Annotated in this window: 1 protein-coding gene; it reads left to right on the top strand. The window is 36.8% G+C overall.

Going from position 1 to position 4,586, the window contains the following annotated elements; translation table 11 throughout:
* Positions 1–4,586, top strand: a 4,586-nt coding sequence (locus ABJI11_RS02120; protein ID WP_348348988.1) for a SprB repeat-containing protein, incomplete at both ends; no start/stop codon positions are given.

The following is a 4,586-nucleotide window of genomic DNA, read 5'->3' as shown; positions in this document are numbered from 1 at the left end:
GGTTGGGATGTTGATCTTTTTGAAATACCCAATGGTGGTGCCAGTAATACCGTAATACCTAATGGATCTACTAGTGCCATTTTAAGAGCCAGCTCTTCTCAAGATAAATATGATATTTTCTTTACTTCTTTTGATGTTGATATTATTGCTCCAAATATTGTTTTGGAAAAAAGAGTACAAACACCCGGTGGTGTAGACATAACAGGACAAGGTGTAAATTTAGGACAAACTCTCGATTATGTATTAACTTTTGAAAATATAGGTAACGATGATGGTGTTAACTATACCATTAGAGATGTATTGCCAGTAAACGTTTCTCCACCAGATGGTCGTAGCTTTTTTAATGACACAGATTTTTCTTTTCCTGCACAAATATGTACGGGAACTCCAAGAACCTGTTATGAGATAACGTATACTTATGACCCTTCAAGTAGAGAAATAGTTTTTAATGTTCCAGATGTTTATGTTGAAGATGAAGATGGAGAATATTCAATTATTTTTAGAGTACAGGTAGCTGAAAACTGTTTTGACTTTATTGACGCATGTTCTGACTTAATTGAAAATTTGGCCTATAGTTCATACCGAGGTGAAAATAATTCTGCACAAGTTACCGATGACCCTAGTGTTACCGATTTTAACTCTTGTGGATTTGTTATTCCAGGTGCTACCAACTTTCTTTTAGATGATTTATCCGATTGTAATTTTGAAAGAACCATAGAACTTTGTGGTACAAGTACTATTCTAAATGCAGGTGATGGTTTTGATTCGTATGTATGGTATCGTGACACCAATAGTAATGGTGAAATTGATGCATCTGATATTGAGATTAATGATGGTGATCCAGATAACGATCCTAGTACCCAAGTTGTAACACTAGTTGGTCAGTATATTGTAGATAAAATTGTTGCTGACCCTTGTAAAGGATTTAAAGAAATTATTACCGTAGAACCATTTGGTTCAGGTAATTTACCTAACCCGGTTACAGAATATTTTAATGAAGTAAATGGAGATTCTGATCCAAGTAATGACATACCTGGAGAAATAGTTTTTTGTTCTGATGACAACTCCTTTTTACCAAAGATTTTCCTTTGCGGTATTAATGACTCGCAACCATTAGCAGTTAATATTGTTGATGCACAAAGTGTTACTTGGGAGATTTTGGATGAAGGTAGTTGTGGTGTCACTGTTGGTGAGGACTGTGCCAATAGGGCCCTTACTTGTTCTTGGACAGAAGTGGGTACCGGTAGTAATTATGTGTTAAATGCTCCTGGTGAATATAGACTATCTGTAGTGTATCAAAATGGGTGTACTAGCAGTTTCTATTTCAAAGGTTTTCAGAACAATTTAGATATAGATTTTAATAATAGGGATATTGTTTGTGATACTGATGGTAATATTACCATTACGAATATTGGTAATGGATATGGGTATCAATTGGTAGATAATGATACTAATAATGTTATTGTTCCTTTTAGTTCAAACAATGGTCCAAGTTTTGATTTTGCTTCTGGAGAAAATGGTTCTTATAGAGTAGAGGTTACTCAACTTGATTTAAACGGTGACCCTATACAAGATGCTTGTATATTTTCTACTCCTGTTATAGGTATTAGAGAAAGAGCAATAACATATGATGTAAGTGTAACACCAGAGACGTGTTTCAACTTAGGTACCGTCACGCTTCAGATTACAGATGCTGATCCACCGTATGCTTTTGAACTTAGAAGAAATGATGGAGCAGATAGTGGCTTAGGAACTTTAATTGATAGTCAAAATGGTCATGCAGATAATAATTTCACGTTTAATGACGTAAGTGCAGGTGATTATATTGCTTATATTTCTACAGATGATGGTTGTTCTTACAGTGAAGAGGTAACTGTTGATGATGAAAATGATTTAGAACTAACTGCAAGTGTAACACAACATATTACTTGTGAAGATGGTATTATCTCAATGAATGCCACAGGTGGTAACCCAGATTACTCTTATGTGATTTGGAGCTATGTTGATGAGGGAGGAACTACAGTTACTTCTTATTCTGATTTTGCGGATATTCCTGCAACCAATTTCCAAACAGAGACTACGTTCAATGTTTCTGGAGCTGGAGATTATGTTTTCTTGGTATTAGACAGAACAGGCTGTTATGTAGAATCAAATATGGTCTCTATAGAATATCACCCAACTGCAGATTTTGATCCAACCACTGTTACAGATGTACTTTGTTTCGGTGAAACAACAGGTAGAATTCAGTTTAACGTTACTAACACTAATGGGTACACATTAGATTTCGCATTATTTGATGACATTGATCAACCATTAGCAAATAACAGCACGGGTAGTTTTCCAAACCTTGCAGTTGGAGACTATAGAGTTGAAATTACCCAAACAAGGGGTACGGCAACTTGTATTTCAGAAGAAAGTTTTAGTATTGACGCACCATCGGCTGCAATTAGTGGTAATGCTGTTTTGGTTCAAGATTATACCTGTTTACAAGAAGGTATTATCGAGGCTCAAAATGTAGCCGGAGGTACTGCTCCTTATTCCTATAGTATAGACGGAATTAATTTTGTTCCAAATACGACTACCAATGCAAACCGTTTTGAAAACCTTACAGACGGTTCTTATACCATTACTATTAGAGATGCTAATAACTGTACTTTTGTAACCAGTCAAATTGTTATCGATAGACCAAATCCACCAACGGATTTAGCTATTGTAGAATCTCAAATTACGTGTCCTACCGGAACATCGAACTTAACAGTAAACGCAATAAATGGTACTGCACCTTACGTGTATTCCATTACTGCACCTTCTGCCATTGGTCCTACAAGTACCTCAGGTAACGAAGCTGTTTTTGAAGGTTTGGCTCCTAACACTTATACGGTTAGGGTTACCGATGCAGATGGTTGTTTTTATGAAGAAAATTATACGATAAATGCTATTAATCCAATATCGGCAAGTGGAGAAACCACACAGCCTATTAGTTGTTTTGGAGCTTCTGACGGGGTTATTAGGTTCAATTTAAATTTCCAAGCAGGTCAAAATTTTACATATACAATTACAGGACCTTCTGGTGTTGTTAGAACTGGTGGTACTGAAGCTGTCATTGATAATATCAACAACTTGGTTGCCGGTATTTATACTATAGATATTGTAGATACTGATACCAACTGTACTTATTCTGCTACACATGAATTAGAAGGTCCGGCTTCGGCATTGACTATTTCTAGTTTAACTGAAACACAACCTAATTGTACTTCTCCTGGTAGTGTAAGTGTTCTTGCAACAGGTGGATGGGGAAGTTACGTTTATGAATTGAGCAACCCAGATGCTACGGTATTTGGTTCTAATGCTACAGGTTCTTTTTCAGGTCTTAGTCAGGCTGGAACATATAACGGTACTATTACCGATGCAAACAACTGTAGTATACCATTTACTTTTGATCTTAATCCTGCAACTGCACCAGTTTTAGTAATTACACCAAATCAAGATTGTTTTGATGATGCAGTATTATTGACCTTGACTGCTAGTGTTTCTTCTGGTGGTGACGGTACTTTTGAATATAGTTTAAACGGTGGTGCATTTAGTAATACTAGTGTATTCCCCGGATTATCTGCAGGAACATATACTATTGATGTTCGAGACGGAAATAATTGTACCGATACTGAAAGTATTACAGTAAATCCGGCACTAACGGTAACTGCAAGCGCAAGTAATATTACAGCCTGTGGCACCGATACCGATATAAATATTTCTGCAGCAGGCGGAGATGGTAATTATGTATATGCAGTAGTTGCTGACGGGGTTACCCCAAATGCAGGAGACTTTGATCCAAGTACTACCGTAACGGTTACTGGTACGGGTGTTTATGATGTATACGTAAGGGATAATAGTGGAAATACGGATTTTTGTGAAAACTCATACGAGATTACAATAGACCAAGATGCCCCATTAGCATTATCTATTTCTAATACAGATATACTATGTAGTGGAGAAAATCAATCTACTTTAACAATAGTTGCTTCTGGTGGCGAGGCACCATACACGTATAGTATTAATAATGGTGCAATTTATCAAACCCAAAATACTTTTAATAACCTTGGCGCAGGCACGTATAATATTCGTGTTAGAGATGTAAATAATTGTGAAGTTGCTCAAGTGTATACAATTTCAGAACCATTTACACTTTCTGCATCGGCAGCGGTTACACAATTAGTTGAATGTAACCCGGCAGATGGTGCTGAGGTTAGAATAACCAACGCTCAAGGTGGTACCGCTCCATATACCTATAGTTTTGATGGAGGCAGCTCTTATACCTCAAATGCAATAGGATATCTTTTACCTGGATCGCACACAGTGTACATACAAGATACAAATAACTGTACCTATCCAATGGATGTAACCATTGAACAGGCGCCAACGCCTCCTAATGTTGTGCTTACGCCAGAGGTTGATTATTCTTGTGACGGTACTGGTATCGTAACCATAACTCCAGATAATCCAAACTTGGACTATACATATTATCTTAACAGTACAATCAATTCTCCGGGAGATTCAAATGTATTTACAAATGTTCCTGTGGGTACCCA

Source organism: Maribacter sp. (assembly GCF_039968975.1).
Lineage (GTDB): Bacteria > Bacteroidota > Bacteroidia > Flavobacteriales > Flavobacteriaceae > Maribacter.
Note: the sequence above shows the minus strand (reverse complement) of the source record. Positions and strands in the feature narration are given on the sequence as shown.